This window comes from Streptomyces sp. NBC_01116 (genome assembly GCF_041435495.1).
Taxonomy (GTDB): domain Bacteria; phylum Actinomycetota; class Actinomycetes; order Streptomycetales; family Streptomycetaceae; genus Streptomyces.
In genome coordinates this window covers 1,519,724-1,545,937 of record NZ_CP108644.1, presented here as the reverse complement: position 1 = coordinate 1,545,937, position 26,214 = coordinate 1,519,724, and the positions used below count along the sequence as shown (strand labels likewise).

Annotated in this window: 25 protein-coding genes and 1 tRNA gene; 13 read left to right on the top strand and 13 right to left on the bottom strand. The window is 72.5% G+C overall.

The window, feature by feature from the left end; translation table 11 throughout:
• Positions 1 to 8: 8 nt before the first annotated feature.
• Positions 9 to 518, bottom strand: a complete 510-nt coding sequence (locus tag OG245_RS06620) for a gluconokinase (protein WP_371622604.1) — start codon at positions 516 to 518, stop codon at positions 9 to 11.
• Between the two features lie 150 nt (positions 519 to 668).
• On the opposite strand from OG245_RS06620, the gene OG245_RS06615 reads away from it, so the two are divergent.
• From OG245_RS06615 to OG245_RS06605, 3 genes are all read left to right on the top strand, one after another.
• On the top strand, positions 669 to 1,370 hold the full coding sequence (locus tag OG245_RS06615) for a FadR/GntR family transcriptional regulator (protein WP_371622603.1): 702 nt from the start codon (positions 669 to 671) through the stop codon (positions 1,368 to 1,370).
• Between the two features lie 71 nt (positions 1,371 to 1,441).
• On the top strand, positions 1,442 to 2,527 hold the full coding sequence (locus OG245_RS06610) for an S-(hydroxymethyl)mycothiol dehydrogenase (RefSeq protein ID WP_371622602.1): 1,086 nt from the start codon (positions 1,442 to 1,444) through the stop codon (positions 2,525 to 2,527).
• Positions 2,527 to 3,156, top strand: a complete 630-nt coding sequence (locus OG245_RS06605) for an MBL fold metallo-hydrolase (RefSeq protein ID WP_371622601.1) — start codon at positions 2,527 to 2,529, stop codon at positions 3,154 to 3,156. The genes OG245_RS06610 and OG245_RS06605 overlap by 1 nt, the downstream gene beginning before the upstream one ends.
• 12 nt (positions 3,157 to 3,168) lie before the next feature.
• On the opposite strand, the gene OG245_RS06600 is transcribed toward OG245_RS06605, so the two are convergent.
• Together OG245_RS06600 and OG245_RS06595 are read right to left on the bottom strand one after the other, a co-directional pair.
• Positions 3,169 to 4,107: an RluA family pseudouridine synthase gene (locus OG245_RS06600; protein WP_371622600.1), complete on the bottom strand. Its 939-nt coding sequence runs from the start codon at positions 4,105 to 4,107 to the stop codon at positions 3,169 to 3,171.
• A 62-nt stretch (positions 4,108 to 4,169) separates the two neighbouring features.
• Positions 4,170 to 4,257, bottom strand: a tRNA-Leu gene (locus OG245_RS06595).
• Positions 4,258 to 4,440: 183 nt separating this feature from the next.
• On the opposite strand from OG245_RS06595, the gene OG245_RS06590 reads away from it, so the two are divergent.
• From OG245_RS06590 to OG245_RS06580, 3 genes are all read left to right on the top strand, one after another.
• Positions 4,441 to 5,775: a M20/M25/M40 family metallo-hydrolase gene (locus OG245_RS06590; protein ID WP_056703072.1), complete on the top strand. Its 1,335-nt coding sequence runs from the start codon at positions 4,441 to 4,443 to the stop codon at positions 5,773 to 5,775.
• Positions 5,776 to 5,928: 153 nt separating this feature from the next.
• On the top strand, positions 5,929 to 6,162 hold the full coding sequence (gene chpH, locus OG245_RS06585; RefSeq protein ID WP_015607544.1) for a chaplin ChpH: 234 nt from the start codon (positions 5,929 to 5,931) through the stop codon (positions 6,160 to 6,162).
• 139 nt (positions 6,163 to 6,301) lie between these two features.
• Positions 6,302 to 7,114: a chaplin gene (locus tag OG245_RS06580; RefSeq protein ID WP_371622599.1), complete on the top strand. Its 813-nt coding sequence runs from the start codon at positions 6,302 to 6,304 to the stop codon at positions 7,112 to 7,114.
• A 70-nt stretch (positions 7,115 to 7,184) separates the two neighbouring features.
• Here the strand turns inward: OG245_RS06580 and OG245_RS06575 are convergent, their stop codons facing one another.
• Positions 7,185 to 7,373 carry a DUF5703 family protein gene (locus OG245_RS06575; RefSeq protein ID WP_003970138.1) on the bottom strand — a complete coding sequence of 63 codons (189 nt, stop codon included), beginning with the start codon at positions 7,371 to 7,373 and terminating at the stop codon, positions 7,185 to 7,187.
• Positions 7,374 to 7,420: 47 nt separating this feature from the next.
• Between OG245_RS06575 and OG245_RS06570 the strand changes: the two genes are divergently transcribed.
• Positions 7,421 to 8,086: a hypothetical protein gene (locus OG245_RS06570; RefSeq protein ID WP_371622598.1), complete on the top strand. Its 666-nt coding sequence runs from the start codon at positions 7,421 to 7,423 to the stop codon at positions 8,084 to 8,086.
• An 89-nt stretch (positions 8,087 to 8,175) separates the two neighbouring features.
• On the opposite strand, the gene OG245_RS06565 is transcribed toward OG245_RS06570, so the two are convergent.
• Together OG245_RS06565 and OG245_RS06560 are read right to left on the bottom strand one after the other, a co-directional pair.
• Complete coding sequence (locus tag OG245_RS06565) at positions 8,176 to 10,485, bottom strand: helix-hairpin-helix domain-containing protein (protein WP_371622597.1); 2,310 nt, start codon at positions 10,483 to 10,485, stop codon at positions 8,176 to 8,178.
• Positions 10,482 to 11,465, bottom strand: a complete 984-nt coding sequence (locus tag OG245_RS06560; RefSeq protein WP_371622596.1) for an aldo/keto reductase — start codon at positions 11,463 to 11,465, stop codon at positions 10,482 to 10,484. Before OG245_RS06560 ends, OG245_RS06565 begins: the two co-directional genes overlap by 4 nt.
• Before the next feature lie 138 nt (positions 11,466 to 11,603).
• Between OG245_RS06560 and OG245_RS06555 the strand changes: the two genes are divergently transcribed.
• The gene (locus tag OG245_RS06555) at positions 11,604 to 12,653 is read left to right on the top strand and encodes an LLM class F420-dependent oxidoreductase (RefSeq protein ID WP_371622595.1); all 1,050 of its coding nucleotides are present in this window, start codon (positions 11,604 to 11,606) and stop codon (positions 12,651 to 12,653) included.
• 225 nt (positions 12,654 to 12,878) lie between these two features.
• A complete protein-coding gene (locus OG245_RS06550) occupies positions 12,879 to 13,667 on the top strand; it encodes a ferritin-like domain-containing protein (protein ID WP_371622594.1) in 789 nt (262 codons plus the stop codon).
• Positions 13,668 to 13,722: 55 nt separating this feature from the next.
• Here the strand turns inward: OG245_RS06550 and corA are convergent, their stop codons facing one another.
• A complete protein-coding gene (gene corA, locus OG245_RS06545; RefSeq protein ID WP_371622593.1) occupies positions 13,723 to 14,715 on the bottom strand; it encodes a magnesium/cobalt transporter CorA in 993 nt (330 codons plus the stop codon).
• Between the two features lie 55 nt (positions 14,716 to 14,770).
• On the opposite strand from corA, the gene OG245_RS06540 reads away from it, so the two are divergent.
• From OG245_RS06540 to mshC, 4 genes are all read left to right on the top strand, one after another.
• Entirely contained in the window at positions 14,771 to 15,493 is a 723-nt protein-coding gene (locus OG245_RS06540; protein WP_371622592.1) for a histidine phosphatase family protein, read from the top strand.
• A gap of 70 nt (positions 15,494 to 15,563) precedes the next feature.
• Complete coding sequence (locus tag OG245_RS06535; protein ID WP_371622591.1) at positions 15,564 to 16,154, top strand: DUF3090 domain-containing protein; 591 nt, start codon at positions 15,564 to 15,566, stop codon at positions 16,152 to 16,154.
• Entirely contained in the window at positions 16,118 to 16,957 is an 840-nt protein-coding gene (locus tag OG245_RS06530; protein WP_371622590.1) for an SCO1664 family protein, read from the top strand. Before OG245_RS06535 ends, OG245_RS06530 begins: the two co-directional genes overlap by 37 nt.
• Positions 16,958 to 17,128: 171 nt before the next feature.
• Positions 17,129 to 18,358, top strand: a complete 1,230-nt coding sequence (gene mshC, locus OG245_RS06525) for a cysteine--1-D-myo-inosityl 2-amino-2-deoxy-alpha-D-glucopyranoside ligase (protein ID WP_371622589.1) — start codon at positions 17,129 to 17,131, stop codon at positions 18,356 to 18,358.
• Positions 18,359 to 18,445: 87 nt separating this feature from the next.
• Here mshC and OG245_RS06520 read toward each other — a convergent pair whose 3' ends face one another.
• From OG245_RS06520 to OG245_RS06495, 6 genes are all read right to left on the bottom strand, one after another.
• The gene (locus OG245_RS06520; protein WP_371622588.1) at positions 18,446 to 19,498 is read right to left on the bottom strand and encodes a PAC2 family protein; all 1,053 of its coding nucleotides are present in this window, start codon (positions 19,496 to 19,498) and stop codon (positions 18,446 to 18,448) included.
• Positions 19,499 to 19,685: 187 nt separating this feature from the next.
• Positions 19,686 to 20,744, bottom strand: a complete 1,059-nt coding sequence (locus OG245_RS06515) for an LLM class flavin-dependent oxidoreductase (RefSeq protein WP_371622587.1) — start codon at positions 20,742 to 20,744, stop codon at positions 19,686 to 19,688.
• Between the two features lie 141 nt (positions 20,745 to 20,885).
• Positions 20,886 to 22,496 carry an FAD-dependent oxidoreductase gene (locus OG245_RS06510; protein WP_371622586.1) on the bottom strand — a complete coding sequence of 537 codons (1,611 nt, stop codon included), beginning with the start codon at positions 22,494 to 22,496 and terminating at the stop codon, positions 20,886 to 20,888.
• A 14-nt stretch (positions 22,497 to 22,510) separates the two neighbouring features.
• Complete coding sequence (gene glpK / locus OG245_RS06505) at positions 22,511 to 24,055, bottom strand: glycerol kinase GlpK (RefSeq protein WP_371622585.1); 1,545 nt, start codon at positions 24,053 to 24,055, stop codon at positions 22,511 to 22,513.
• 54 nt (positions 24,056 to 24,109) lie between these two features.
• Positions 24,110 to 24,901, bottom strand: a complete 792-nt coding sequence (locus tag OG245_RS06500; RefSeq protein WP_371622584.1) for an MIP/aquaporin family protein — start codon at positions 24,899 to 24,901, stop codon at positions 24,110 to 24,112.
• Positions 24,902 to 25,243: 342 nt separating this feature from the next.
• Entirely contained in the window at positions 25,244 to 26,008 is a 765-nt protein-coding gene (locus tag OG245_RS06495) for an IclR family transcriptional regulator (protein WP_032752890.1), read from the bottom strand.
• Positions 26,009 to 26,214: the final 206 nt, after the last annotated feature.

The window sequence follows — 26,214 nt, the reverse complement described above, 5'->3', positions numbered from 1 at the left end:
GATGGTCCTTAACTATCGAGCCGGCGCAGCGCGGCGACGGCTCGGCGGGTGATTTCCTCGGGAGTGCCGGACACGTCGACGCTCACCCCGGCCTCGTCGGCCTGGAGCGGCTGCAGCGTCGCGAACTGCGAGTCGAGCAGCGCGGTGGGCATGAAGTGGCCCTTGCGGTCCGCCATCCGCTCCTCGATCAGCGCCCGGTCACCGGTCAGATGCAGGAAGACGGCGTCCGGCGCCCCGTCCCGCAGCCGGTCCCGGTAGACGCGCTTGAGCGCGGAGCTGGAGACGACCCCGCCGACCCCGGCCCGTCCGTGCGCCCACGCGCCGATGGCGTCCAGCCAGGGCCACCGGTCGTCGTCGTCCAGGGGGGTGCCGGCCGACATCTTGGCGATGTTCGCCGGGGGATGGAAGTCGTCGCCCTCGGCGTACGGAACGCCGAGCTCGGCGGCGAGCAGGGGACCGATCGTGGTCTTGCCGGTTCCTGCTACGCCCATCACCACGACGACGTGGGGGGTGCTCATGGGGGGTGCCGTGTTCATGGAGGTGTCTCGCTGTCTTCTTCGACATCGGTCCGTCGCGCTACTGAAACCTATTAGGTACGACTTATTCAAGAGTCTGTGACGTAAACGTCGTACTTATTGTTCCCGAGGGTCTCCCCGTAGGCTTGACCCATGACCACACAGAGCCAGGGGCTGCATACGCATGTGCTGGACACCCTGGGTCTGGAGATCTCCTCCGGCCAGTGCCCGCCCGGCAGCGTCCTGCGCACCGACGAGCTGGCCCAGCGCTTCGACGTCTCCCGTACGGTCGTGCGCGAGGTGGTCCGGGTCCTGGAATCGATGCACCTGGTCGAGTCCCGCCGCCGCGTCGGTGTGACGGTCCGCCCCACCGAGACCTGGAACGTCTACGACCCCCAGGTCATCCGCTGGCGCCTGGCCGGCGCCGACCGCCCCCGCCAGCTGCGCTCCCTCACCGTGCTGCGCTCCGCGATCGAGCCGGTCGCGGCGGGCCTCGCCGCCCGCCACGCCACCGCCGCGCAGTGCGCCGAGCTCACCGAACGCGCCCTCGGCATGGTCGCCACCTCGCGCGGCCAGCAGCTGGAGGGCTACCTCGAACACGACATCGCCTTCCACCGGATCGTCCTCAACGCCTCCGGCAACGAGATGTTCGCCCGGCTCGGGGACGTCGTCGCCGAGGTCCTCGCGGGCCGCACCCACCACCAGGTGATGTTCGAGGACCCCGACCCGGCCGCCGTCACCCTCCACGTCCGCCTCGCCGAGGCGGTCCGCGAGGGCGACCCGGACGCCGCCGAACGGATCACCAAGGAGATCGCGGTCGGCGCCCTGCACGAGCTGGACGTCCTCGCCCCGTAGCGGGTCCCCCAAGGCGTACGGTTGGCCGCGATCGATCATCGCGAAAGCTCAGGAACAGGGAGAGCACGGTTATGGCGCAGCAGGTGCAAGGGGTCATCGCACCGGGGAAGAACGAGCCGGTCAGGGTCGAGACGATCGTGATTCCGGACCCCGGCCCCGGCGAGGCGGTCGTGAAGATCCAGGCGTGCGGCGTCTGCCACACCGACCTGCACTACAAGCAGGGCGGCATCAACGACGAGTTCCCCTTCCTCCTCGGCCACGAGGCCGCGGGCGTCGTGGAGTCCGTCGGCGAGGGCGTCACGGACGTCGCCCCCGGCGACTTCGTCGTCCTCAACTGGCGTGCCGTGTGCGGCCAGTGCCGCGCCTGTCTGCGCGGCCGCCCCTGGTACTGCTTCGACACCCACAACGCCAAGCAGAGGATGACCCTGCTCGACGGCACGGAGCTGTCGCCCGCGCTGGGCATCGGCGCGTTCGCCGAGAAGACCCTCGTCGCCTCCGGCCAGTGCACCAAGGTCGACCCCGAGGTCTCCCCGGCCGTCGCCGGGCTGCTCGGCTGCGGCGTCATGGCGGGCATCGGCGCCGCCATCAACACCGGCCAGGTCGGCCGGGGCGACTCCGTCGCCGTCATCGGCTGCGGCGGCGTCGGCGACGCGGCGATCGCCGGGTCCCGGCTGGCCGGCGCGGCGAAGATCATCGCGGTCGACATCGACGACCGCAAGCTGGAGACGGCGAAGAAGATGGGCGCCACCCACACCGTCAACTCCCGCTCCACCGACCCGGTGGAGGCCATCCGCGCCCTCACCGACGGCAACGGCGCCGACGTCGTCATCGAGGCCGTCGGCCGCCCGGAGACCTACCAGCAGGCCTTCTACGCCCGCGACCTCGCCGGCACGGTCGTCCTCGTCGGCGTCCCCACCCCGGACATGAAGCTCGAACTGCCGCTCCTGGACGTCTTCGGCCGCGGCGGCTCGCTCAAGTCCTCCTGGTACGGCGACTGCCTGCCCTCCCGCGACTTCCCGATGCTCGTCGACCTCCACCAGCAGGGCCGCCTCGACCTCGCCGCGTTCGTCACCGAGACCATCGGTCTGGGCGACGTCGAGCAGGCCTTCGCCCGGATGCACGACGGCGACGTCCTCCGCTCGGTGGTGGTCTTCTGATGACCGCCCGCATCGACCACCTGGTCACCTCCGGCACCTTCGCCCTCGACGGCGGCGAGTGGGACGTCGACAACAACGTCTGGATCGTCGGCGACGACACCGAGGCGATCGTCATCGACGCCGCCCACGACGCCGCCGCCATCGAGGCCGCGCTCGGCGGCCGTACGCTGCGTGCCATCGTCTGCACCCACGCGCACAACGACCACGTCGACGCCGCGCCCGCCCTCGCGGACGCCACCGGCGCCCCGATCCTGCTGCATCCGGACGACCTGCCGCTCTGGCAGCAGACCCACCCGGACCGCGCCCCCGACGGCCCCCTGGCCGACGGCCAGGAACTGACCGTCGCGGGCACCACGCTCACGGTCCTGCACACCCCGGGCCACGCCCCCGGCGCGGTCTGCCTGTACGCCCCCGGGCTGGGTACGGTCTTCACCGGCGACACCCTCTTCCAGGGCGGTCCCGGCGCCACCGGCCGGTCCTTCTCGTCGTTCCCGACGATCATCGACTCGATCCGGGACCGGCTGCTCACCCTGCCCGGCGACACCGCCGTCCGCACCGGCCACGGCGACCCCACCTCCATCGGCGCGGAGGCCCCGCAGCTCGACGAGTGGATCAAGCGCGGCCACTGAGCGCCGCGCGCCTCACCCCTCCGGCCAGGCGGAGAGCCGCAGCCCGCTCGTGAAGCGGCGCGGCTCCCCGCCGACCGGATCGGTGAACTCCAGCACCCGGGCCAGCAGCTGCAACGGCCGCGAGAAGTCGTCGGCGGCCCCTTCCTCCTCCACCACCGGATACAGCGGATCGTGGACGATCGGCAGCCCCAGCGCGTTCATGTGGACCCGCAGCTGATGGGTCCGCCCGGTGGCCGGCAGCAGCCGGTAGCGCCCGGTCCCGCCCCGGTGCTCCAGCAGCTCCACCCGGCTCTCGCTGTTCGCCTCGCCCGGCTCCTCACGGGCGGCGAGCACCCCGCGCTCCTTCACGATCCGGCTCCTCATGGTCCGGGGAAGGACGAGCTCCGGATCGTACGGGGCCACCGCCTCGTACTCCTTCCGCACCAGCCGGTCCCGGAACAGCGTCTGGTACGCGCCCCGGTCCGCGGGCCGCACCACGAACAGCACGAGCCCCGCGGTCAGCCGGTCCAGCCGGTGCGCGGGCTGGAGCGCCGGCAGATCCAGCTCCCGCCGCAGGCGGGCCACCGCGGTCTCGGTGATGTGCCGCCCCCGGGGCACGGTCGCCAGGAAGTGCGGCTTGTCGGCGACGACGAGCCGCTCGTCCCGGTACACGACGCCGACCGGGAACGGCACCGTCTCCTCCGGTGCGAAGTCCCGGTGGAACCAGAGACACCGCCCCGCGGTATACGGCTCGTCACCCCGCACGGCGACCCCGTCGGCCCCCACGAACCGCCCGGCCGCCAGCATCTCCGCCACCCGGGCCGCCCCGATCGCTCCGCCGAACCGCCCGACGAGATGGTCCCCGACACGGCCCCAGAGCCCTGCGGGATCCTCCGGCAACCGCACCCGCACCGCGTCGATCCCGTGCCGCTGGGGGAGCGGCGCGGGAGGCGGCTTCCTGCGGCCTCGCATCGTCGCCCCTCTCCGTGGTCGCCCGGTGACGCAAAAGAGCCCCACCGAAGTGGGGCTCCTGCTGGTGTCCGAGGGGGGACTTGAACCCCCACGCCCGATAAAGGGCACTAGCACCTCAAGCTAGCGCGTCTGCCATTCCGCCACCCGGACAAGGTGTCTGTCTCGCGGGCCGTGCCCGTTCCGACGTGGAAAACCATAGCAAACATTCGAGGGTGCTCGATCACGCCCCGATGGCTGTGAACGGTGCGTGACGGGGGGTGCGCGGCCTTGGGCGCGGGCCATGGGCGCGGGAGGATGAAGAGGAGCACCACAGCGACAGCGGAAGGAATCAGCGTGAGCGAGAGCAGCACGGGCAAGGCCGTCACCGGTGGCAACGCCGAGAGGGAGGTCGTCGACCTCTGTCGTGACCTGATCCGGATCGACACCAGCAACTACGGCGACCACTCCGGCCCCGGTGAGCGGCTCGCGGCCGAGTACGTCGCGGAGAAGCTCGCGGAGGTCGGCCTGGAGCCGCAGATCTTCGAGTCGCACAAGGGCCGGGCCTCCACGGTCGCCCGGATCGAGGGCGAGGACCCCTCCCGCCCGGCGCTCCTCATCCACGGGCACACCGACGTCGTCCCGGCCAACGCGGCGGACTGGACGCACGACCCGTTCTCCGGGGAGATCGCGGACGGCTGCGTCTGGGGCCGGGGCGCGGTCGACATGAAGGACATGGACGCGATGACCCTCGCGGTCGTCCGCGAGCGCATGCGGACAGGACGCAAGCCCCCGCGCGACATCGTGCTCGCCTTCCTCGCGGACGAGGAGGCCGGCGGGACGTACGGGGCGCGCTACCTCGTCGACAACCACCCCGGGCTCTTCGAGGGCGTCACCGAGGCGATCAGCGAGGTCGGCGGCTTCTCCTTCACCGTCAACGAGAACCTGCGGCTGTATCTGGTGGAGACGGCCCAGAAGGGCATGCACTGGATGAAGCTGACCGTGGACGGCACCGCCGGACACGGATCGATGATCCACAAGGACAACGCCATCACGGAGCTGTCCGAGGCGGTCGGCCGCCTGGGGCGGCACAAGTTCCCGGTGCGGGTCACCAAGACGCTGCGGCACTTCCTGGACGAGCTCTCCGACGCGCTGGGCACCGAGCTGGACCCGGAGAACATGGACGAGACGCTCGCCAAGCTCGGCGGCATCGCCAAGCTCATCGGCGCCTCCCTCCAGAACACCGCCAACCCCACGCAGCTCGGCGCCGGCTACAAGGTCAACGTCATCCCGGGGCAGGCGACCGCCCACGTCGACGGCCGGTACCTGCCCGGTTACGAGGAGGAGTTCCTGGCGGACCTGGACCGCATCCTCGGGCCCAACGTCCGGCGCGAGGACGTGCACGCGGACAAGGCCCTGGAGACCACGTTCGACGGCGCTCTGGTCGACGCCATGCAGACCGCGCTGGTCGCCGAGGACCCCATCGCCCGTGCCGTGCCGTACATGCTCTCGGCCGGCACCGACGCCAAGTCCTTCGACGACCTGGGCATCCGGGGCTTCGGCTTCGCTCCGCTGAAGCTGCCGCCGGAGCTGGACTTCGCCGGGATGTTCCACGGCGTCGACGAGCGGGTCCCGGTCGACGGCCTGCAGTTCGGCGTGCGGGTGCTCGACCGGTTCATCGACCACTCCTGACCGCTCCGTGACCGATTCACCGCTGATTCGTCCACCTGTGCGGACATGTCCGAACGAGTGAAACGAGCCGTTCACACGTAGCCCCGGGAAATCCTCCTCGTTACAAGGTTTGCGGTCCGCGGCTGGGACCGCATTTTCCAACTAGGAGGAATCATGATCAAGAAGGTCGTCGCAGTTGCGGCTGCTACGGGTGGCCTCGTTCTCGCGGGTGCGGGCATGGCTTCCGCCGACGCGGGCGCCCAGGGTGCTGCCATCGGCAGCCCCGGCGTGCTCTCCGGCAACGTCGTCCAGGTTCCGGTCCACGTGCCGATCAACCTGTGCGGCAACACGGTCTCCGTGATCGGTCTGCTGAACCCCGCCTTCGGCAACACCTGCGTCAACGCCTGACGTTGAACGTCGACCCGTAAGGGTTTGAGCTCGACCGGTCCCGGAGTGCACTCCATGCACTCCGGGACCGTTCGGCATTCGGCTCCCGCACGGTCATGTCCGGGGGCTTTTCGGAAGCCAGAAGGCAGGAAACGAACCTATGCGACAGGTCACTCGTAAAGGCCTGATCACCATGGCGGCTGCGGGCGGAGTGCTCGCGCTGAGTGGCGGATACGCCCACGCCGACTCCGGGGCGGCCGGTACCGCCTCCGGCTCACCGGGCGTGCTGTCCGGCAACTCGGTCAGCGTCCCGATCGACATCCCGGTCAACGCCTGCGGCAACTCCGCCAGCGTCGGCGGTCTGCTCAACCCCGTCTTCGGCAACGACTGCGGAAACGGATCAGCAGAATCCGACCACTCCGGGAACCGCTCGGCGGCTCCCCAGGAGCGCTCCGTCCAGGGAAGCTCCGGAAACGGCGCCCGGGCCGGCGACACCACCGCCTCGGACGGGCACTCCGACGCGTCGGACCGGTACTCCGAGCCCGGCACCGGCCGTCACCGGGCCCCGGGCGGCGGCGCCACGGCCGAGGGGATCGCCCAGGGCTCGCCCGGCATCCTCTCCGGCAACCTGATCCAGGCGCCGATCGACATCCCCGTGAACCTCTGCGGGAACAGCGTCACCGTCGTCGGTCTGCTGAACCCCGTCTTCGGCAACAGCTGCTCCAACGACGCCGAGGTTCCGCCCCCGCCGCCCGAGCAGCCGGAGAAGCCCCCGGTCACGCCGGAGAAGCCGGTCACCCCGCCGGCCAACCAGCCGCCCGAGCCGAATGTCCCCGAGACCCAGCACATCCCCGGGGAGCAGCTCGCGCAGACCGGTGGGGGCGGGCTCGAACTGCTCATCCCGGCCAGTGCCGGACTGCTGCTCGCCGGCGCCGGATCGGTTCTCTACCGCCGCTCGCGCAGCGCCGCCTGATCCGGGCGGGCGCACCACGGCACAGCCCGGGTGAGGGAGCGGGCCCCGCGGCCACGGGGCCCGCTCCCTGTCACCAGGTGGCCCGCAGCTGACGGATGATCCGTCTGCGCAGCCGCACCCTGCGGCTGCCGTCCCTGCGGAGCGTCAGGCGGTCCAGTTCCCAGTGTCCGTACTCGGCGTGGTCGGTCAGGAGTCGGGCCGCTTCCTTGCGGGAGACCCCGCGCGGCACGTACACGTCGACGAATTCGTATTCCGGCATCGCATCTATTGTGCGGGCAGAGCCCCGGTACGGATAGCGTCTGCACTATGTCTGATGCTGCGCAGCCCACCGCTGCCGAGGTACGCGCCGCCGCCGAGGCGGTCAAAGCCGCGATCGACCGTCACCTCGGCGCGGTCGAACGCCGCACCGGGGACGACGACCCCGCCGTCTACGACGCGTTCAACGCCCTTGCCGCTGCCGCCGAGGTCTACGACGAACTCCTCTACGAGCGCTACGACGAAGTCACCCCCTTCGAGATCCCCGGCGCGGACGACTCCCTGCCTCCCTACGCCGGTCCCGCCGAGCCCAGCGCGCTCAGCGTTCTGATCCGGCGCGACTACGTGGTCGCGGAGCCCCCGCGGCTGCTCGCACAGGCTCAGCGCCTCGCCGACCTCGACGCGGGTCCGGGCGGCGGGCAGGGCACGGCCCCGGTGGTCGGCACCAGTGTCCACGCCGCGCTCGGCGTGCTCTTCGGCGAGTACGAACCGGACGAGATCGCCTCCCGGCACAAGGAGTTCGGCCTGGAGGAGGGCGACTCCACCCTCTGGGTCTCGGCCGGGGAAGCGCCGCCGGAGCCGGGGGAGTGGCTCGGCGCCCCGTTCGAGGACGCCGACCCCGAACTGGTGGTCTGCCGCTTCGACGTCAGCGCGGTCTTCGACGACGAGGACGAGTCGGACGAGGACTTCCCCGGGCCTCCGGCGGGCGGCCTCTGACCCTTCCCCCTCCTCCCGCACCGGACAGCGGTGGGGCCCCGGCGCACAACGCGCCGGGGCCCCACCGCTGTCCGGACCGGCCCGACCGCTCAGGACGAGGCGTCGGGCGTCGGCAGCGCCTCCAGCAACGCGCGCAGCCGTGTCGTGCGCTCCTGGGCCGGAACCTGCGCCACCGCGTGCGGGAGCGCCTGGTCCACCCCGTGCACCACGGACAGATGCCGCTCGCCCCGGCCGAACGCCGTGTACACCCACGGCCTGCTCAGCCCCTGCGCGGCGTCGCCCGGCAGCACCACGACCGCGGCGGGCCAGCGCATCCCGGCCGCCTGGTGGGCGCTGAGGGCCCAGCCGTGCCGCACCGACGACTCCACCCGCTCCTGCGGTACGACGACGGGGACGCCCCCGCAGTCCAGCCGCAGCCCCTCGGCGTCGGCCGAGCGCACCACCCCGGGCACCGCCCGGCCGGGCGCGGGCACATGGACCACGCGGTCGCCCGGGTCGAAACCGCCGAACCGGCCGGGCCCCGGGTTGAGCCGCTGCTTCAGCGCCTCGTTCAGCGCCCTGGTTCCGGCGGACCCGCCATGGCCCACGGTGATCACCTGGGTCTCCTCGGCGGGGATGGAGAACGCCCGGGGCACCGAGTCCGCGACCAGCTGCACGGTGCGGTGGACCGCCTCGCCCGCGTCGCGGACCGGAACGATCACCACCTCCTTGCCCGGGGCGTCGACCTGATGCAGCTCGCCGATGCCGATGCCGGAGACCAGCTCGCCGATCGGTCCGGGGTCCGGGGTGCGGGAGACGACCTGCGGACAGGCGTGGGAGGCCAGCACATCGGCGAACACCCGCCCGGCGCCCGCCGAGCCCAGCACACCCGGGTCGCCGCTCAGCACCAGCCGGGCGCCGTCGGCCAGCGCCTCGACCAGGACGGCCGCACCCTCCACGTCCAGCTGCGGGGCGTCCAGCACGACCAGCAGGTCCAGGGCGAGCGCCCCGTCCTCGTCCCGGCCGGGGCCCTGCGCGCCGGAGAGCAGGCCGGCCAGCGTGACCGCCGTGTCCGGATCGCCGGTGGCCGCCGCGAGCCTGTGGCGGCCGTCCTCGCTGTGGGTGGCGCCCAGCGCCCGCAGCCCCAGGCCGCGCGCCGCTGCGATCAGGGCGGCGGGCTCGGCCCGGGCCGCCTCGCCGCCGCTGTGCGCGACCAGTCCGGCCGCCGCGGCCGCACGGATCAGCTCGGCGGCCGACGGGCCGGGGGCCGCGGCGGCCGCCTCCGCCCAGTCGTCGGCCTTCTCGCAGGCGTTGGCCAGCCGGGCCAGACCATCGGCGAGGCTCTCCTCGGCCAGGGCGTAGCGGTCCAGGCCCAGCAGCACCTGGACCGGCTCCCGGGCCGCGTCGGCCTCCTCCGCGAGGCCCGCCCCGTCCGCTTCGCCGTCCTCGGCCCCGGTGTCGTCCGGCGCCGGCTCGTCGTCCTCCTGGAAGAGCAGGGCGACGCCCTCCTCGACGGCGTCCCGCACCGCCGCCTCCGGATCACCGACCGCGCGCTCGGCGAGCGCCGCCCGCACGGTCTCGGCGTCCAGTGCCGTGTGGCCCCGGAGTGCGGCACGCTCCAGCACCCAGCCGACCAGGGCCGCCGTCCTGCGGCCGTCGTCCGGGCCGCAGTCGGCGCCCAGCAGAGCCCGAGCGAAGCCGTCGGCCTGTTCCGGCCGCACGCCGGGCACGGCCAGCAGCTGCCAGGGGTCGGTGCGCAGCAGCTCGGCCGCCTGCTCGCCGAGCGCGCCGGCGGCCGGGCGGGCCAGCGCCTCGGGGGCCCCGCCCTCCGTGAGCACCGCGCGCACCGCGTCCAGGACCTCCGGCGTGGCGGCCCGCGCCGCGGGGGCGGCCCCGGGCGCGGGGGCACGGGACGGCTTGGCGGCCTGCTCGGGGCGGCGGGAGGCCGGGGGCGCGGCGGGCCGGTCGAAGAACGCGGTGCCCGCCTTCTCGCCGCTCTCCACGGCCCGGACGGCCGCGAGCAGATCGGCCGCCGTGCCGCTCAGTCCCGTTCCCGCGGCGATGGGCGCGGCCTTCTCCGACTTGCGCTTCTCGATCCGCTCCCGCAGCTCCCGTTGGGCGGCCAGCTCGGCCTGCGCCTCCGAGAGCTCGGCGGCGGGAGCGGCGTCGGCGGTCGCGGCGTCAGCGGTCGCTTCGGCCGTCCCGTCCTCCGCATCGCCCTCCGCATCGCCCTCCGCGTCATCCTCGACGTCCGCCGGAGTGCCCGACGGCTCGGTGTCCTCGGACGCGTCGGGAACGTCGGGCCCATCGGGCGCTTCGGCGTGCTCGGGGCCTTCGGCACCGGTCTCCGGCGGGGACACGGCGTCCTGTGGTGTGTCCGTGCCGACGGTGCCGGGGGTCTCCCCGGGAAGCGCAGTCACAGCGTGCTCCAGTCCTGGTCGGGATAGCGGTGCACGGGCGCCGACACATCGTCGAGCGCCTGGCAGATCTCGTAGGGAAGACTAAGCGCCTCCACTGACAAAGCCTCCGCGAGCTGCCCGGCGTTGCGCGCACCGACGATCGGCGCGGCCACCCCGGGCCGGTCCCGGACCCAGGCCAGCGCCACCTGGAGCGGACTCGTCGCCAGCCCGTCCGCCGCCGTCGCCACCGCGTCGGTGATACGGGCCGCCGCGTCGTCGAGATACGGCTCGACGAACGGGGCGAGCCGTGTCGACGCCCCCCGGGAGCCGGACGGGGTGCCCTGGCGGTACTTGCCGGTGAGCACGCCGCGCCCCAGCGGCGAGGACGGCAGCAGCCCGATCCCGAGGTCCAGCGCGGCGGGCAGCACCTCGCGCTCGATGCCCCGCTGGAGCAGCGAGTACTCCATCTGCGTACTGGCCAGCCGCGTGCGCACGCCGGGCGCGGCGAGCTGCCAGGTGGCGGCCTTCGCCAGCTGCCAGCCGCAGAAGTTCGACACGCCCGCGTACCGGACGCGCCCGGAGGAGACGGCGAGGTCCACCGCCTGGAGGGTCTCCTCCAACGGGGTCGCCGGGTCGAAGGCGTGGACCTGCCACAGATCCACGTAGTCCGTGCCGAGCCGCTCCAGGGAGGCGTCCAGGGCGGCCAGGAGATGGCCACGTGAACCGTTGAAGCGGCGATAGGGGTCCGGCACGTTGCCCGCCTTCGTGGCGAGGACCAGATCCTGACGGGGGACCAGGCTCCCGACGAGCCGCCCGAGCAGATATTCGGCCTCGCCGCCCTCGTACACATCGGCGGTGTCCACCAGGGTGCCGCCCGCGTCCCAGAAGGCCTTGAGCTGGTCGGCGGCGTCGTGCTCGTCCGTGTCCCGGCCCCAGGTGAGGGTGCCGAGCCCGATCCGGGACACGCGAAGGCCGGTACGGCCGAGATGCCTCTGCTCCATGGGCGCTGAGATTACTGGCCATGACCCCACGGGGCGCAGGCCTGTGGACAACGGGAGGTCGCGTGGGCCTGCCGGATCGCCGCCGGCCGCGCTAGAGTCGCGCGGAAGGGACGTTACTGATCAGTAAGGGGAGCGGCTATGCGGCTCGGCATCAATCTCGGTTACTGGGGCGCCGGCATGGACGGCGACAACCTCGCCGTCGCGCAGGAGGCCGACCGGCTCGGCTACGACGTCTGCTGGGCGGCCGAGGCGTACGGCTCCGACGCCCCGACCGTGCTGACCTGGGTCGCGGCCCGGACCGAGTCGATCGACGTCGGCTCCGCGATCATGCAGATCCCGGCCCGCCAGCCCACCATGACGGCGATGACCGCCGCCACCCTCGACTCGCTGTCCGGCGGCCGTTTCCGCCTCGGCCTCGGGGTCTCCGGCCCGCAGGTCTCCGAGGGCTGGTACGGCGTGAAGTTCGACAAGCCGCTGGCCCGCACCCGGGAGTACGTGGAGATCGTCCGCAAGGCGATGACCCGCGAGCGCGTGTCGTACGACGGAGCGCACTGGACGCTGCCGCTCCCCGACGGCCCGGGCAAGCCGATCAAGCTCACCGTGCACCCCCAGCGCGAGCACATCCCGCTCTACATCGCCGCGATCGGCCCCAGGAACCTGGAGCAGACCGGCGAGATCGCCGACGGCGCGCTGCTGATCTTCCCCTCCGCCGAGCACCTGGAGGAGACCGCGATCCAGCCGCTGCGCGCGGGCCGGGAGAAGGCCGGGAAGACGATGGAGGGCTTCGACGTCAGCCCGACCCTTCCGCTCGCCGTCGGCGACGACGTGACCGGCCTCGCCGACATGTTCCGCCCGTACACCGCGCTGTACGTCGGCGGCATGGGCAGCCGGAAGCAGAACTTCTACAACCAGCTCGCCCAGCGCATGGGATACGAGAAGGAGGCCGCCGAGATCCAGGACAAGTACCTCGGCGGGGACAAGGCGGGGGCCGCCGCCGCCGTTCCGCACCAGCTGATCGACCAGACCGCACTGCTCGGCCCCGTCGAGCGGATCGCCGAGCGGATGCAGGCCTACGCCGCCGCCGGGGTCACCACGCTCAACCTCGCCCCGGCCGGCTTCACGCTGGAGGAGCGGCTCACCGCCCTGCGCGCCGGCACGGACGCCCTGGAGCGCTCCGGACTCGCCTGACGGATCCCGGGACAGCACTACGGCCGTGGTGGGGGCTCGGGGGTCTTCCCCGCCACGGCCGTCACCCGGAACAACGCGCCGCGCGCCCAGGGGTTACGCCGCCGCACCGGGCGCCGTGCCCGGCCGCTCCGGTTGCCGACCGTCCCGCGGCGCATTTGACTCTCCCTGCGCACTACCGCTCCGCGGAGTTGGATTCCGCGGGCAACGGGTACGGAGGTGGCCGTCATGCTCTCAGCGCAGACCCTGTTCCAGGAGATCCTGGACGACGACGAGTCCTACCGGCTCTTCTGCTCCATCGCCGCGAGCGGTGAGGCCCAGGGGGGCTGGGAGAACGCCCGCATCGCCGCCCTCGTCCCGGAGAGCGGCCGCGACCTGGCGCCCAGGATCGTCCGGCACGGCGCCGACGAGGACAAACACGGCCGGATCTTCAACGCGCTCCTGAAGAAGCGCGGACTGCCGCCCGTCGAGGTCCCGCCGGAGACCGACTACACGATGCTGCTGGAACAGCAGGGCATCGGCCTCGCGCACTCCCGGCTGCGCGGCGAGGAGCGGCTCACCGAGCGCGACATCATCACCTATCTGGCCCACAGCCGCGTCACCGAGCAGCGCGCCTCCGAGCAGATGCGGCTGCTGCGCCGGTACTTCGCCGACCACCCCGACATCGGCCGCGCGGTGAAGATGATCTCCCACGACGAGGACAGCCACCTCGCCTACTGCCACGAGGAACTCCTCCGCCTCGCCCGCGCCGGGCACGGCCGGACCATCCAGCGGACCATGCGCGAGTGCGCCCTGGCCGAGATCCGCGTCTACCGAGACGTCAGCCTCGCCGTCATGGCCCACATGGGCCGCGTGCTCGGCTGGTCGCGGCCCAAGGCCGCCGTTCTCGCCGCGGGCATCCACGCGGTGTACGCGTACGAGCGCCTCGTCGGCTGGCGGCGCATGGTGAGCCTGGAGATGCCGCGGCACCGCGACGCGCTGGGCAGCCCCGCCGCGCCGGAACACGCGTACGTCTGAGCGCGGACGGCCCGCGAAGACGTCCGAGCGCGCAGGGTTCGCGGGCGCCGGGCGGTCAGAGCCAGCCGCGCCGCTTGAACAGCCGGTAGAGACCGAACACGGCGCACGCCATCGCCGCGACCACCGCCGGGTAGGTCCACACCCAGTGCAGTTCCGGCATGTGGTCGAAGTTCATGCCGTAGACGCCCGCCACCATCGTCGGAACGGCGGCCATGGCCGCCCAGGCGGAGATCTTGCGCATGTCGTCGTTCTGCCGCACGCCCATCTGGGCCAGATGCGCCGACAAGATGTCCGAAAGCAGCCGGTCCAACCCCTCCACCTGCTCGTTGGCACGCGTCAGGTGGTCGGCCACGTCCCGGAAGAACGGCTGCGCGTGCTCGTGGACGAACGGCACGCCCGCCCCCGAGAGGCGGGCCATCGGAGCGGTCAGCGGCCCGGCGGCCCGGCGGAACTCCAGCACCTGCCGCTTGAAGGTGTAGATCCGGGCCGCGGTGTTCTTCGAGTCGCCGCCGCTCGGGGCGAACACCTGCGCCTCCAGCTCCTCCAGGTCGAGCTGGAGCTCACCGGACACGTCCATGTAGTGGTCCACGACCGCGTCGCTGACCGCGTACAGCACCGCGGTCGGGCCGTGCTTCAGCACCTCGGGTTCGGCCTCCAGCCGGCGGCGCACGGCCGCCAGCGGGGCGGCCTCGCCGTGCCGGACCGTCACCACGAACGCGTCGCCTATGAAGACCATCAGCTCGTCGGCGCTGACCGTGTCGCTCTCGGGCTCGTAGACGATCGGCTTGAGGACCGCGAACAGGGAGTCGTCGTACACCTCCAGCTTGGGCCGCTGATGCGCCCGCAGAGCGTCCTCCACGGCCAGCGGATGCAGCCCGAACTCGTCCCGTACGAGGTCGAACTCCTCCTCCGTCGGCTCGTGCAGCCCGATCCACAGGAACGCGTCGTGCGAGGCCCTCGCCTCGTCCAGGGCATCGGAGAAGTCGTCGGGCCGTTCGGTGCGGCGCCCGTCCCGGTAGATGGCACAGTCCACGATCACGGCGGGCATTCTTCCCCCTGAACCGGCCGTCACGCACCTTCTCCGTCCCTCTACGCTGGCGGGTATGCCCACCCTGATCCTCGTACGCCACGGTCGCTCCACCGCCAACACCGCCGGAGTGCTCGCGGGCCGCACCCCCGGCGTCTCCCTCGACGAACGCGGCGCCGAACAGGCCGCGGCCCTCCCCGCGCGGCTCTCCGCGGTGGTCCCGGTCCTCGCCGTCAGCAGCCCCCTGGAGCGCTGCCGGCAGACGCTCCAGCCGCTCCTCGACGCCCGCCCCGGCCTGCCCCTGCACACCGAGGACCGCATCAGCGAGTGCGACTACGGCGACTGGTCGGGGCGGAAGCTGGCCGAACTGGCCGACGAGCCGCTGATGTCCGTCGTCCAGCAGCACCCCTCCGCGGCGGCCTTCCCGGGCGGCGAGTCGATGCGCGCGATGCAGGCCCGCGCCGTCGACGCCGTACGCGACTGGAACGACCGGGTCGAGGCGGAGCACGGCGAGGACGCCACCTACGTCATGTGCTCGCACGGCGACATCATCAAGTCCCTCGTCGCCGACGCGCTGGGCATGCACCTGGACCTCTTCCAGCGCGTCCACGTCGACCCCTGCTCGGTCACCGCGATCCGCTACACCCGGCTGCGCCCCTTCATCCTGAGGCTCGGCGACACCGGCGACCTCGCCTCCCTGGCCCCCCGCGAACAGTCCATCGGGGCGGACGCCACCGCGTCCCCCACCGGCGACGGCGCGGCGGACGCGACGGTCGGGGGCGGCGCGGGCGCACCGTGATCGCTCCGGGCAGTAGGGTGGACGCGCCGTAGCGCCGCCCAACCACCATCGAAGCTCAAGGGAGCAGGACGTGTCCCGTCAGGTGTTCCTCTACGACCCGCCGGACCGATTCGTGGCCGGTACGGTCGGGTTGCCTGGCCGCCGTACGTTTTTCCTGCAGGCGTCCTCGCAGGGCCGGGTCACCAGCGTCGCCCTGGAGAAGGCCCAGGTCACCGCTCTCGCCGAGCGGATCGACGAACTGCTCGACGAGGTCGTACGCCGCACCGGGGGCAACTCCCCGGTGCCCGCCGTGGCCCCCACCGACGTCTCCGACACCGCGCCGCTCGACGTGCCGGTCGAGGAGGAGTTCCGGGTCGGCACCATGGCCCTGGCCTGGGACGGCGAGGAACAGCGCATGATCGTCGAGGCGCAGGCCCTCGTCGAGCTCGACGCCGAATCCGAGGACGACCTCGCGGAGGCCGAGGAGAAGCTCCTCCAGGACGAGGAGAACGGCCCGCCGATGCTCCGCGTCCGGCTCAGCGGCGCCCAGGCCCGCGCCTTCGCCAAGCGGGCCCTGGACGTCGTCAACGCAGGCCGCCCGCCGTGCCCGCTGTGCAGCCTGCCGCTCGATCCGGAAGGACACGTATGCCCGCGCCAGAACGGATACCGTCGCGGAGCCTGACGGACGGCGAGCTGCTCACCCTGCTCACCGAGGGCACGATCACCGTCCTCGGGCAGGTCGGCGGCGCGTCCAACGCGGTGCTGCACTGCACGGTGGCGTACGACGGCGAGGAGCGCACCTGCGCCTACAAGCCGGTCGCCGGGGAGCAGCCGCTGTGGGACTTCCCCGACGGGACCCTCGCCCAGCGGGAGGTCGCCGCGTACGAGATCTCCCGGGCCACCGGCTGGGACCTCGTGCCGCCGACCGTGCTGCGGCAGGGGCCGTACGGGCGGGGCATGTGCCAGCTGTGGATCGACGGCCCCGCACCCGACGAGGACGCGCCCTCGCTGCTGGCGCTCGTCGAGGGCGAGGAGCCCGGTGACGGCTGGAAGGCCGTGGGCTTCGCGGACGTGGGGGAGGGGAAGACCGCGCTGCTGGTCCACGCCGACGACGCCCGGCTGCGGCGCCTCGCCGTCCTGGACGCGGTGATCAACAACGGTGACCGCAAGGGCGGGCACCTGCTGCCCGCTCCCGGCGGACGGCTCTTCGGCATCGACCACGGCGTCACCTTCAACGCGGACGACAAGCTGCGGACCCTGCTCTGGGGCTGGGCCGGCGACCCGCTGACCGAGGAGGCGCTGGCGGTGCTGGGCCGGCTCGACGGTGAGCTGGCGCCGGGCACCGCCCTCGCCACCCGGATGGCCGAACTCATCACGCCGGCCGAACTGGAGGCCCTGCGGCAGCGGGTCGCCGGGCTGGTCGAGAGCGCGGTGCACCCGCGGCCGAGCGGCCAGTGGCCGCCGATTCCCTGGCCGCCGGTCTAAGGGCTGTCCCGCAATCCCCGGCGGGCGCGCGACGACAGCTGGCACGCACGGGAAGCCCCGGCGCCCGCGGGGCTTGTACCGCCTGCCGGAGGTTTCGCGCAAGAGGGCCTCTTCGGACAGGTTTCCGGAGCCGGTTCGTATCCGGAAGCATCGTCCGGTTACGCTCATGACATGCATGCCTGGCCCGCTTCTGAGGTCCCCGCCCTGCCTGGCAAGGGCCGCGACCTTCGGATCCACGACACCGCGACCGGCGGACGGATCACCCTTGACCCCGGTCCCGTCGCCCGCATCTACGTCTGCGGCATCACGCCGTACGACGCGACCCATATGGGTCATGCGGCGACCTACAACGCGTTCGACCTCGTTCAGCGCGTGTGGCTCGACACCAAGCGGCAGGTCCACTACGTCCAGAACGTGACCGACGTGGACGATCCGCTCCTGGAGCGGGCCGTGCGCGACGGTCAGGACTGGACCGAGCTCGCGGAGCGCGAGACGGCGCTCTTCCGCGAGGACATGACCGCCCTGCGGATGCTGCCCCCGCAGCACTACATCGGAGCGGTCGAGGCGATACCGGGCATCGTGCCCCTCGTCGAACGCCTCCGGGACGCGGGCGCCGCCTACGACCTGGACGGCGACGTCTACTTCTCCGTCGACGTCGACCCCCACTTCGGCGAGGTCTCCGGCCTCGACGCCGAGGCGATGCGGCTGCTCTCCGCCGAGCGCGGCGGCGACCCCGAGCGCCCCGGCAAGAAGAACCCCCTCGACCCGATGCTCTGGATGGCCGCCCGCCCGGGTGAGCCGAGCTGGGACGGGGCCTCCCTGGGCGAGGGCCGCCCGGGCTGGCACATCGAGTGCGTCGCCATCGCGCTCGACCACCTCGGCATGGGCTTCGACATCCAGGGCGGCGGCTCCGACCTCGCCTTCCCGCACCACGAGATGGGCGCCTCCCACGCCCAGGCGCTGACCGGCGAGCACCCGTTCGCCAAGGCGTACGTCCACGCCGGAATGGTCGGCCTGGACGGCGAGAAGATGTCCAAGTCGCGCGGCAACCTGGTCTTCGTCTCGACGCTGCGTCGCGACGGCGTGGACCCGGCGGCCCTCCGGCTCGCCCTGCTCTCCCGCCACTACCGCTCCGACTGGGAGTGGACCGACCAGGTGCTGGCCGACGCCGTCGAGCGTCTCGCGCGCTGGCGGGCCGCCGTCTCGCGCCCCGACGGACCGTCCGCCGACGCGCTGGTCGAGGAGGTCCGCGAGGCTCTCGCGGACGACCTGGACAGTCCTTCGGCGCTCGCGGCCGTGGACCGCTGGGCCGCGCTCCAGGCCGCGGAGGGCGGTACGGACGAGGGCGCTCCGGGCGTCGTCTCGCGCACGGTCGACGCCCTGCTGGGGGTCGCGCTGTAGGACGGAGCCCGGCTCCGGACACACGAACGGGGCGCCGCACGGGATCGTCTCCCGTGCGGCGCCCCGCTGTGCGTCACCGGCGCCCGGTCACTCCTCGTCGGAGGCGTCCCCGGAGCCTTCGCCGGGGTCGTCCCCCGGCGCCGCGTCAGGACCCCTGGCGCCCTTGTCGTCGGGGGCCTTCCCGCGCCCCGTCTCCGGACGCGGCGGCTTCGGCGGGCGGGTGCGGCCGCTGGAGGGGTCGCGCAGATACGGCACGTCCCCGCTCTCCGTCGCATGGCCGCCCGGCCCCTGCCCGGGGCCGCCGTCCCGCCGTCGCAGATAGCGCTCGAACTCCCGGGCGATGGCCTCGCCGGACGCCTCGGGAAGCTCCGCGGTGTCCCGCGCCTCCTCCAGCGTCTGCACGTACTCGGCGACCTCGCTGTCCTCCGAGGCCAGCTGGTCCACCCCGAGCTGCCAGGCCCGCGCGTCCTCGGGCAGTTCGCCCAGCGGGATGCGCAGCCCGATCAGATCCTCCAGGCGGTTCAGCAGGGCCAGCGTCGCCTTCGGGTTCGGCGGCTGCGAGACGTAGTGCGGGACCGCCGCCCACAGGCTGACCGCGGGCACCCCGGCGTGCGTGCACGCCTCCTGGAGGACCCCGACGATGCCCGTGGGGCCCTCGTACCGCGTCTCCTCCAGGTCCATCGTCCGGGCCAGGTCCGCGTCCGAGGTGACCCCGCTCACCGGCACCGGCCGGGTGTGCGGGGTGTCGCCGAGCAACGCGCCCAGGATGACGACCATTTCGACGCCCAGCTCATGGGCGAAGCCGAGGATCTCGTTGCAGAACGACCGCCAGCGCATGGACGGTTCGATGCCGCGCACCAGGACCAGGTCCCGGGGCTTCTCCCCGCCCACGCGCACCACCGACAGCCGTGTCGTCGGCCAGGTGATCTTCCGCGTACCGCCGTCCAGCCACACCGTGGGCCGGTTGACCTGGAAGTCGTAGTAGTCCTCGGCGTCCAGCGCCGCGAACACCTCGCCCTTCCACTCCCGGTCCAGATGACCGACCGCTGTGGAGGCGGCGTCCCCGGCGTCGTTCCAGCCTTCGAACGCGGCCACCATGACCGGGTCGATCAGCTCGGGCACCGACTCGAGCTCGATCACCCGGGCCTCCTTCCGATGTCTCCATACGTACGGAGCAACCTTACGGCTTCCGGGGGCCCCCGCCGCAGCCCTCTTGCACGGCCGGGTGAACCCTGCCACCAGGAGTGGATCATCGGCCGGATCAGTGCATCATGGCCCCCCGCGGCACGGCGGCCGGCCGCCGTGCCGCGGGGGGCCGGCTCCCGCGTCAGCGCCGCGGCGAGGACGGCGCCTCCCGCCGCACCACCGGGGCGATCTCCTCCGCGAACCGCTGGAGCGTCTCCAACTGCTCCGGCCGGCCCAGCCCGAAACCGTCCACGGTGATCGACTGGAGGTCGTGGCGGTAGACCTCGTGCCAGCCGAGGATCTTGTCGATGATCTGCTGCGGACTGCCGATCAGCTGCGGGCCGTCCGCGATCGCCTCCTCGATCGTGCGGAAGGGCGTGTTGTAGCCGGCCCTGCCCTCCAGATGGGGCTTGAAGGTCTGCCGCACCCGCGCCTCGTACAGCTCCTTGTACCGGTCGACGGCCGCCTGGGAGCTGTCGGCGATGAGGAGTCCGCCCGATCCCGCCGCCACCTCGGCGTCCGCCGGATCGTGCCCGTACGCCTCGAACCGCTCCCGGTAGTGGGCGATGAGCCCGGCGTACGCCTCGCGCGGCTGGATGGCGTTCGCGGTGAACAGCGGGTCGCCGTGCTTGGCCGCCAGCTCGGGGGAGTTGAGGCTCGTCGCCGAGCCGTGCCAGACGCGCGGCACGCCCGCGTACGGGCGCGGCACCGTCGTCACGTTCTTCAGGGGCGGCCGGAACTCGCCCTCCCAGTCGACGCCCTCCTCGCTCCACAGCCGCCGCAGCAGCTCGTACTTCTCCTTCTGGAGGTCCCACTGCCGTGCCTCGTCGAGCCCGAACAGGTCGAAGTGGCCCGCCTCCGCGCCCTTGCCGACGACCAGTTCGACCCGGCCCCGGGAGATCTGGTCGAGCGTCGCGAAGTCCTCCGCCACCCGGACCGGGTCGAGGATCGCGAGGACGGTCACCCCGGTGAGCAGCCGGATGGTGCTCGTACGGGCCGCGATCGCGCCCAGCACCACGTTCGGACTGGAGGAGAGGAAGGCCCCGGCGTGCCGTTCGCCCACGGAGTAGGCGTCGAAGCCGAGCCGCTCCGCCACGGCTGCCGTGTCGATCACCTCCTCGAACCGGTCGGCGGCCGGAAGGAGTTCACCGGTGAGCGGGTGCGGCTCGTGGCCGATCAGGGAGAGCACGGAGAATTTCATGAACTCCACTGTCCCCGGGGCACGTTGCGGGCGTATGGCGGGAGTGTGGCGCGTGCGCCGGGGCGTTCGCGCACGTCGACGGGGGCGGTCCCGGTGGGGCCGCCCCCGTCGACGTGCCCACGGCGGACCGTGGGGAACCGGTCAGTCCCGGTCGGCCAGCAGCTTCTCGACGCCGGCCCGGACGTCGTCCGTCGCCAGGCCCCGGATCGTCAGCGTGGTCCGGCGGCGCAGCACGTCGTCCGCCGTCTCGGCCCACTCGTGGTCCCGGGCGTAGGCGACCTGGGCCCAGATCTCCGGGGCGTCCGGGTGGACGCGCTCGGCCAGCTCCGGGCTCTCGTTCGCCAGCCGGGCGATGTCGAAGGCGAGGGAACCGTAGTGCGTGGCCAGGTGCCGGGCGGTGTCCGGCGCCATCCGGGGGCCGGGCGTACCGCCGTCGACCAGCAGGCGGTGCGCCACCGCGTTCGGGTTGGCGATGCCGGGCAGCGGCAGCTTCCTCGGCAGCCGGTCCATCGGCTCCATGTCCTCGGCGAGCGGGTGGCCGGGAAGGGCGGCCAGCTTGTTCATCACCGTACGGCCGATGTGGCGGAAGGTCGTCCACTTGCCGCCGGCGACCGACAGCATCCCGCCGCGGCCCTCCGTGACGACCGTCTCGCGCTTGGCCTTGGAGGTGTCGCCGGGGCCGCCGGGCAGCACCCGCAGCCCCGCGAAGGAGTACGTGATCAGATCGCGCGACAGCTGCTGGTCCTTGATCGAGAACGCCGCCTCGTCGAGGATCTGCGCGGTGTCCGCCTCGGTCACCGCGACGTCCGCCGGGTCGCCCTCGTACTCCTCGTCGGTCGTGCCGAGGAGCAGCATGTCCTCCCAGGGCAGGGCGAACGTGATCCGGTACTTGTCGATCGGGGTGGCCAGCGCCGCCCGCCACGGCCGGGTCCGCTTGAGCACCAGGTGCGCGCCCTTGGACAGCCGGATGGAGGGGGCCGCGTTCGGGTCCTCCATCGTGCGGAGGTGGTCGACCCAGGGGCCGGTCGCGTTCAGCACCAGCCGGGCGTCGACGCCGAACTCGGTGCCGTCGGCGCTGTCCTTCAGCTCGGCGCCGGTGACCCGGCCCCGGGTGAAGCGGAGCCCGGTGACGGCCGCGTGGTTGAGGACGACCGCGCCCGCGTCGACCGCCGCGCGGACCGTCATCAGGGCCATGCGCGCGTCGTTCATCTGGTCGTCGCGGTAGACCGCGACCGCCTTCAGGTCGTCCGTACGCAGCTCGGGCACGTCGCGCTGCGCCTTGGCCGGGGAGATGACGTGGCCGACGCCGTCGCCGAACGCGGAGAGCGCGGAGTAGGCGAAGACGCCCGCGCCGAGCTTGGCCGCGCCGTGCGGGCCGCCCTTGTAGACCGGCAGGTAGAAGGTGAGCGGGTTGGCCAGGTGCGGGGCCACCTCGCGGGAGACCGCGCGGCGCTCGAAGTGGTTCTCCGCGACCAGCTTGACCGCACCGGTCTGGAGGTAGCGCAGACCGCCGTGGAGGAGCTTGGAGGAGGCGGAGGAGGTGGCGCCGGCGAAGTCGCCGGCGTCCACCAGCGCCACCCGCAGCCCGGACTGCGCGGCATGCCAGGCGGTGGAGATGCCCAGGATGCCGCCGCCGATGACCAGGAGGTCGTACGTGGCCCGGGACAGCTGCTCCCGGGTCTCGGCGCGGCTCGGCAGCGAGCCGGAGGCCGGGTGCGTTCCGAGGGCGGGAACGCTCTGCAGGGTGGTCATGGTGATGCTCCTCGTCAGCTTTCTTCGTCCTCGACCCAGCCCATGGTCCGTTCGACGGCCTTGAGCCAGCTCTTGTACTCACGGGCACGGGTGTCCGCGTCCATGCGGGGTGTCCACTCGGCGGCCCGGCGCCAGTTGGCGCGCAGCGCGTCGGTGTCCGGCCAGAAGCCGACGGCCAGACCGGCGGCGTAGGCGGCGCCGAGGCAGGTGGTCTCGGCGACCATGGGGCGCACCACGGGCGCGTCCAGGAAGTCGGCGAGCGTCTGCATCAGCAGGTTGTTGGACGTCATGCCGCCGTCGACCTTGAGCGCGGCCAGCTCGACGCCGGAGTCCTTCGTCATGGCGTCGCTGATCTCGCGGGTCTGCCAGGCGGTGGCCTCCAGGACGGCACGGGCGATGTGCGCCTTGGTGACGTAGCGGGTGAGACCGGTGATCACCCCGCGGGCGTCGGGGCGCCAGTAGGGGGCGAACAGCCCGGAGAAGGCGGGCACGAAGTACGCGCCGCCGTTGTCCTCGACCGAGGAGGCCAGCGTCTCGATCTCGGCGGCCGACTTGATCAGGCCCATCTGGTCGCGCATCCACTGCACCAGCGAGCCGGTGACCGCGATGGAGCCCTCCAGCGCGTACACCGGGGGCTTGTCGCCGATCTGGTAGCCGACGGTGGTGAGCAGCCCGTTGTACGAGTTCACCGGGGTGGAGCCGGTGTTCATCAGCATGAAGGTGCCGGTGCCGTACGTGGACTTGGCCTCGCCCTCGGCGAAACAGGTCTGGCCGAAGAGCGCCGCCTGCTGGTCGCCGAGCGCGGAGGCGACGGGGACGCCGTCGAGGATGCCGCCCTTGGCGTGGCCGTACACCTCGGCGGAGGAGCGGATCTCGGGGAGCACCGCCGCCGGGATGCCGATGGAGTGGAGGATCTTCTCGTCCCACGCCATGGTGTGCAGGTTCATCAGGAGGGTGCGCGAGGCGTTGGTGACGTCGGTGACGTGCACCCCGCCGTCGGTGCCGCCGGTCAGGTTCCAGATGACCCAGGAGTCCATGGTGCCGAAGAGGATGTCGCCGGCCTCGGCGCGCTCGCGCAGGCCCTCGACGTTGTCGAGCAGCCAGCGGACCTTGGGCCCGGCGAAGTACGAGGCGAGCGGCAGCCCGGTCTCGCGGCGGAACCGGTCCTGGCCCACGTTGCGGCCGAGCTCCTTGCAGAGCGCGTCGGTGCGGGTGTCCTGCCAGACCAGCGCGTTGTGCACCGGCTCACCGGTGTTCTTGTCCCACATCAGGGTGGTCTCGCGCTGGTTGGTGATGCCGATCGCCTTGACGTCGGCGGAGGTGATGCCGGCCTTGACGATGGCGCCGGCGACGACCTCCTGGACGTTCTCCCAGATCTCGGTCGCGTCGTGCTCGACCCAGCCCGGCTTCGGGAAGATCTGCTCGTGCTCCTTCTGGTCGACGGAGACGATCCGGCCGTCCTTGTCGAAGACGATGCAGCGGCTGGAGGTGGTGCCCTGGTCGATGGCCGCGATGAACGGCCCGGTGCCGTGGGTGCCGGTGGTGTGTGCGTCGGTCACGGTGTGCTCCCGGAGGTCTGTGAGGTGAAGAGGTGCGGCTCGGGCTGGAGGGGCCTACGCGAAGGCGAGGTTGTAGAGCCCGCCGGCGAGTGCGCCGCCGACGAGCGGACCCACGATGGGTACCCACGCGTAGCCCCAGTCCGAACCACCCTTGTTCGGCAGCGGCAGCAGGGAGTGCACGATGCGCGGACCGAGGTCGCGGACCGGGTTGATGGCGTAGCCGGTCGGGCCGCCGAGCGAGAGGCCGATACCGACGACGACCAGGGCGGTGATCAGCGCGCCGAGCGTGCCGAGGCCGTTGCCCTCGTCGTTGAGGCCCTGGGTCAGGATCGCCAGGACCAGCACGGCGGTCGCGATGATCTCGGTGATGACGTTCTGGGCGCCGTTGCGGATCTCGGGGCCGGTGGAGAAGACGCCGAGCACCGGGCCCGCCTTCGGGGCGGCGGCCTGGTCGACCATGCCCTCGTCGGTGGACTTCGTCCCGATGATCTCGGGGTCGGTGAGGTGGGCGTGGAACTGCCCGTAGTAGACCGCCCAGACCAGCAGGGCGCCGATCATCGCGCCGAGCAGCTGCGAGCCGAGGTACAGGGGGACGTCGCCCCACGCGGTGCCGCCCTCGATGGCGAGGCCGACCGTGACCGCGGGATTGAGGTGGGCGCCCGATACGCCGCCGGCGAGATAGGCGCCGGTGAGGACGGCGAAACCCCACCCGAAGGTGATGGCCAGCCAGCCCGCGTTCCGGGCCTTCGAGCTCTTCAGCGTGACGGCGGCACAGACACCGCCGCCGAGCAGGATGAGTACGGCGGTACCTATGGTCTCGCCGATGAAAATGTCGGAGCTGGACACCCGCGACTCCTTTGTCCTTCGTCCAGGGGAGAGCGGAGCACCGGTCCCGCCGGTGATCCGCGCCCCAGATGGGTATCCACGAAGCGTGGGCAGCCCACCTGTAAGGGCTTGACCGGCCCTTGGCACTGTCACACCCTAACGCGTATTGCCGTTAGGCGTTCGACAATGCCGACCGTTGAACGGCAGTGTTTCCCCCGAGTGAAGGAAGCGTCAAGGGTTCTGTGGCGCACGACTCGGTGCGCGACGCGATCGTTACCGCGCAGGCTCCGGGCGCCCCCGGGCGTGGGAGGTCACCGGCCGGTACGGAGGGCGGGGAGGGGCGGGACGGGCCGTGCGGGGCGCTCAGAAGCGGCCGGCGCCCAGATCCCGGGATACCGCGCGGGCGCAGTCGCGCACGGCCGCGATCAGCTCGGGACGCAGCGTCCCGCCCGGGGCCACCCGCTCCACCGCGCCGGTCACGGCGACCGCCCCGACGGGCATCCTGCGCCGGTCGTGGATCGGGGCGGCCACCGCGGCCACGCCCTCCCAGGTCTCCTCGGCGTCGGCGGCCCAGCCCTGGGCCCGGATCAGGTCGAGCATCGACTCGAAGGCGTCGGCGGCGGTGACGGTCCGCCCGGTGAAGGAGCGGCGCTCCGCCTCCATGACCTCGCTGTGGGCCACCGGGTCGTACGCGGACAGCACCTTGCCCAGCGCCGTGGAGTGCAGCGGCTGCATGGCCCCGACCTCCAGCACCTGGCGGCTGTCGTCGGGCCGGAAGACGTGGTGGACGATCAGCACGCCGTGCTGGTGCAGCACCCCGAGGTGGACGCTCTCGCCGCTGGAGCGGGCCAGGTCGTCCGTCCAGACCAGGGCGCGCGCCCGCAGTTCGTGGACGTCCAGATAGCTGTTGCCCAGCCGCAGCAGCTCCGCGCCCAGCTGGTAGCGGCCCGACGCCGCGTCCTGCTCGACGAAGCCCTCCAGCTGGAGCGTGCGCAGAATGCCGTGCGCGGTGCCCTTGGCCAGCCCCAGCGAGGAGGCGATGTCGGAGAGCCCGAGCCGGCGCTCGCCGCCCGCCAGCAGACGCAGCATCGCGGCCGCCCGCTCCAGCGACTGGATGTTCTTGGCCATCGCGCCGTACTCCTCCACCTCGGTTCGACAATGCTGAACACTATCGGTCGATGCCGACCTGCGTCGGACTCCGGGGGAAAGTCTCCGCCACCGGGCCGCACCCGCCGCACCCGCACAGCATGCAGTCCGTCCCATGGACGCACCTACGGTCCTGGGCCGCGTCCGGCTACGCTGGCGAGGTGCGCCTTCCCCAAGAAGGACGCAAA

What these genes read in the sequence shown, in the direction of transcription:
- OG245_RS06515 (WP_371622587.1), bottom strand. Translation starts at nt 20,744, where the DNA reads ATGAAATTCTCCGTGCTCTCCCTGATCGGCCACGAGCCGCACCCGCTC.
- OG245_RS06555 (WP_371622595.1), top strand. Translation starts at nt 11,604, where the DNA reads ATGCGGCTCGGCATCAATCTCGGTTACTGGGGCGCCGGCATGGACGGC.
- OG245_RS06580 (WP_371622599.1), top strand. Translation starts at nt 6,302, where the DNA reads ATGCGACAGGTCACTCGTAAAGGCCTGATCACCATGGCGGCTGCGGGC.
- corA (WP_371622593.1), bottom strand. Translation starts at nt 14,715, where the DNA reads ATGCCCGCCGTGATCGTGGACTGTGCCATCTACCGGGACGGGCGCCGC.
- mshC (WP_371622589.1), top strand. Translation starts at nt 17,129, where the DNA reads ATGCATGCCTGGCCCGCTTCTGAGGTCCCCGCCCTGCCTGGCAAGGGC.
- OG245_RS06550 (WP_371622594.1), top strand. Translation starts at nt 12,879, where the DNA reads ATGCTCTCAGCGCAGACCCTGTTCCAGGAGATCCTGGACGACGACGAG.
- OG245_RS06570 (WP_371622598.1), top strand. Translation starts at nt 7,421, where the DNA reads ATGTCTGATGCTGCGCAGCCCACCGCTGCCGAGGTACGCGCCGCCGCC.
- OG245_RS06540 (WP_371622592.1), top strand. Translation starts at nt 14,771, where the DNA reads ATGCCCACCCTGATCCTCGTACGCCACGGTCGCTCCACCGCCAACACC.
- OG245_RS06605 (WP_371622601.1), top strand. Translation starts at nt 2,527, where the DNA reads ATGACCGCCCGCATCGACCACCTGGTCACCTCCGGCACCTTCGCCCTC.
- OG245_RS06530 (WP_371622590.1), top strand. Translation starts at nt 16,118, where the DNA reads ATGCCCGCGCCAGAACGGATACCGTCGCGGAGCCTGACGGACGGCGAG.
- OG245_RS06510 (WP_371622586.1), bottom strand. Translation starts at nt 22,496, where the DNA reads ATGACCACCCTGCAGAGCGTTCCCGCCCTCGGAACGCACCCGGCCTCC.
- OG245_RS06600 (WP_371622600.1), bottom strand. Translation starts at nt 4,107, where the DNA reads ATGCGAGGCCGCAGGAAGCCGCCTCCCGCGCCGCTCCCCCAGCGGCAC.
- OG245_RS06560 (WP_371622596.1), bottom strand. Translation starts at nt 11,465, where the DNA reads ATGGAGCAGAGGCATCTCGGCCGTACCGGCCTTCGCGTGTCCCGGATC.
- chpH (WP_015607544.1), top strand. Translation starts at nt 5,929, where the DNA reads ATGATCAAGAAGGTCGTCGCAGTTGCGGCTGCTACGGGTGGCCTCGTT.
- OG245_RS06495 (WP_032752890.1), bottom strand. Translation starts at nt 26,008, where the DNA reads ATGGCCAAGAACATCCAGTCGCTGGAGCGGGCGGCCGCGATGCTGCGT.
- OG245_RS06620 (WP_371622604.1), bottom strand. Translation starts at nt 518, where the DNA reads ATGAGCACCCCCCACGTCGTCGTGGTGATGGGCGTAGCAGGAACCGGC.
- OG245_RS06615 (WP_371622603.1), top strand. Translation starts at nt 669, where the DNA reads ATGACCACACAGAGCCAGGGGCTGCATACGCATGTGCTGGACACCCTG.
- OG245_RS06610 (WP_371622602.1), top strand. Translation starts at nt 1,442, where the DNA reads ATGGCGCAGCAGGTGCAAGGGGTCATCGCACCGGGGAAGAACGAGCCG.
- OG245_RS06575 (WP_003970138.1), bottom strand. Translation starts at nt 7,373, where the DNA reads ATGCCGGAATACGAATTCGTCGACGTGTACGTGCCGCGCGGGGTCTCC.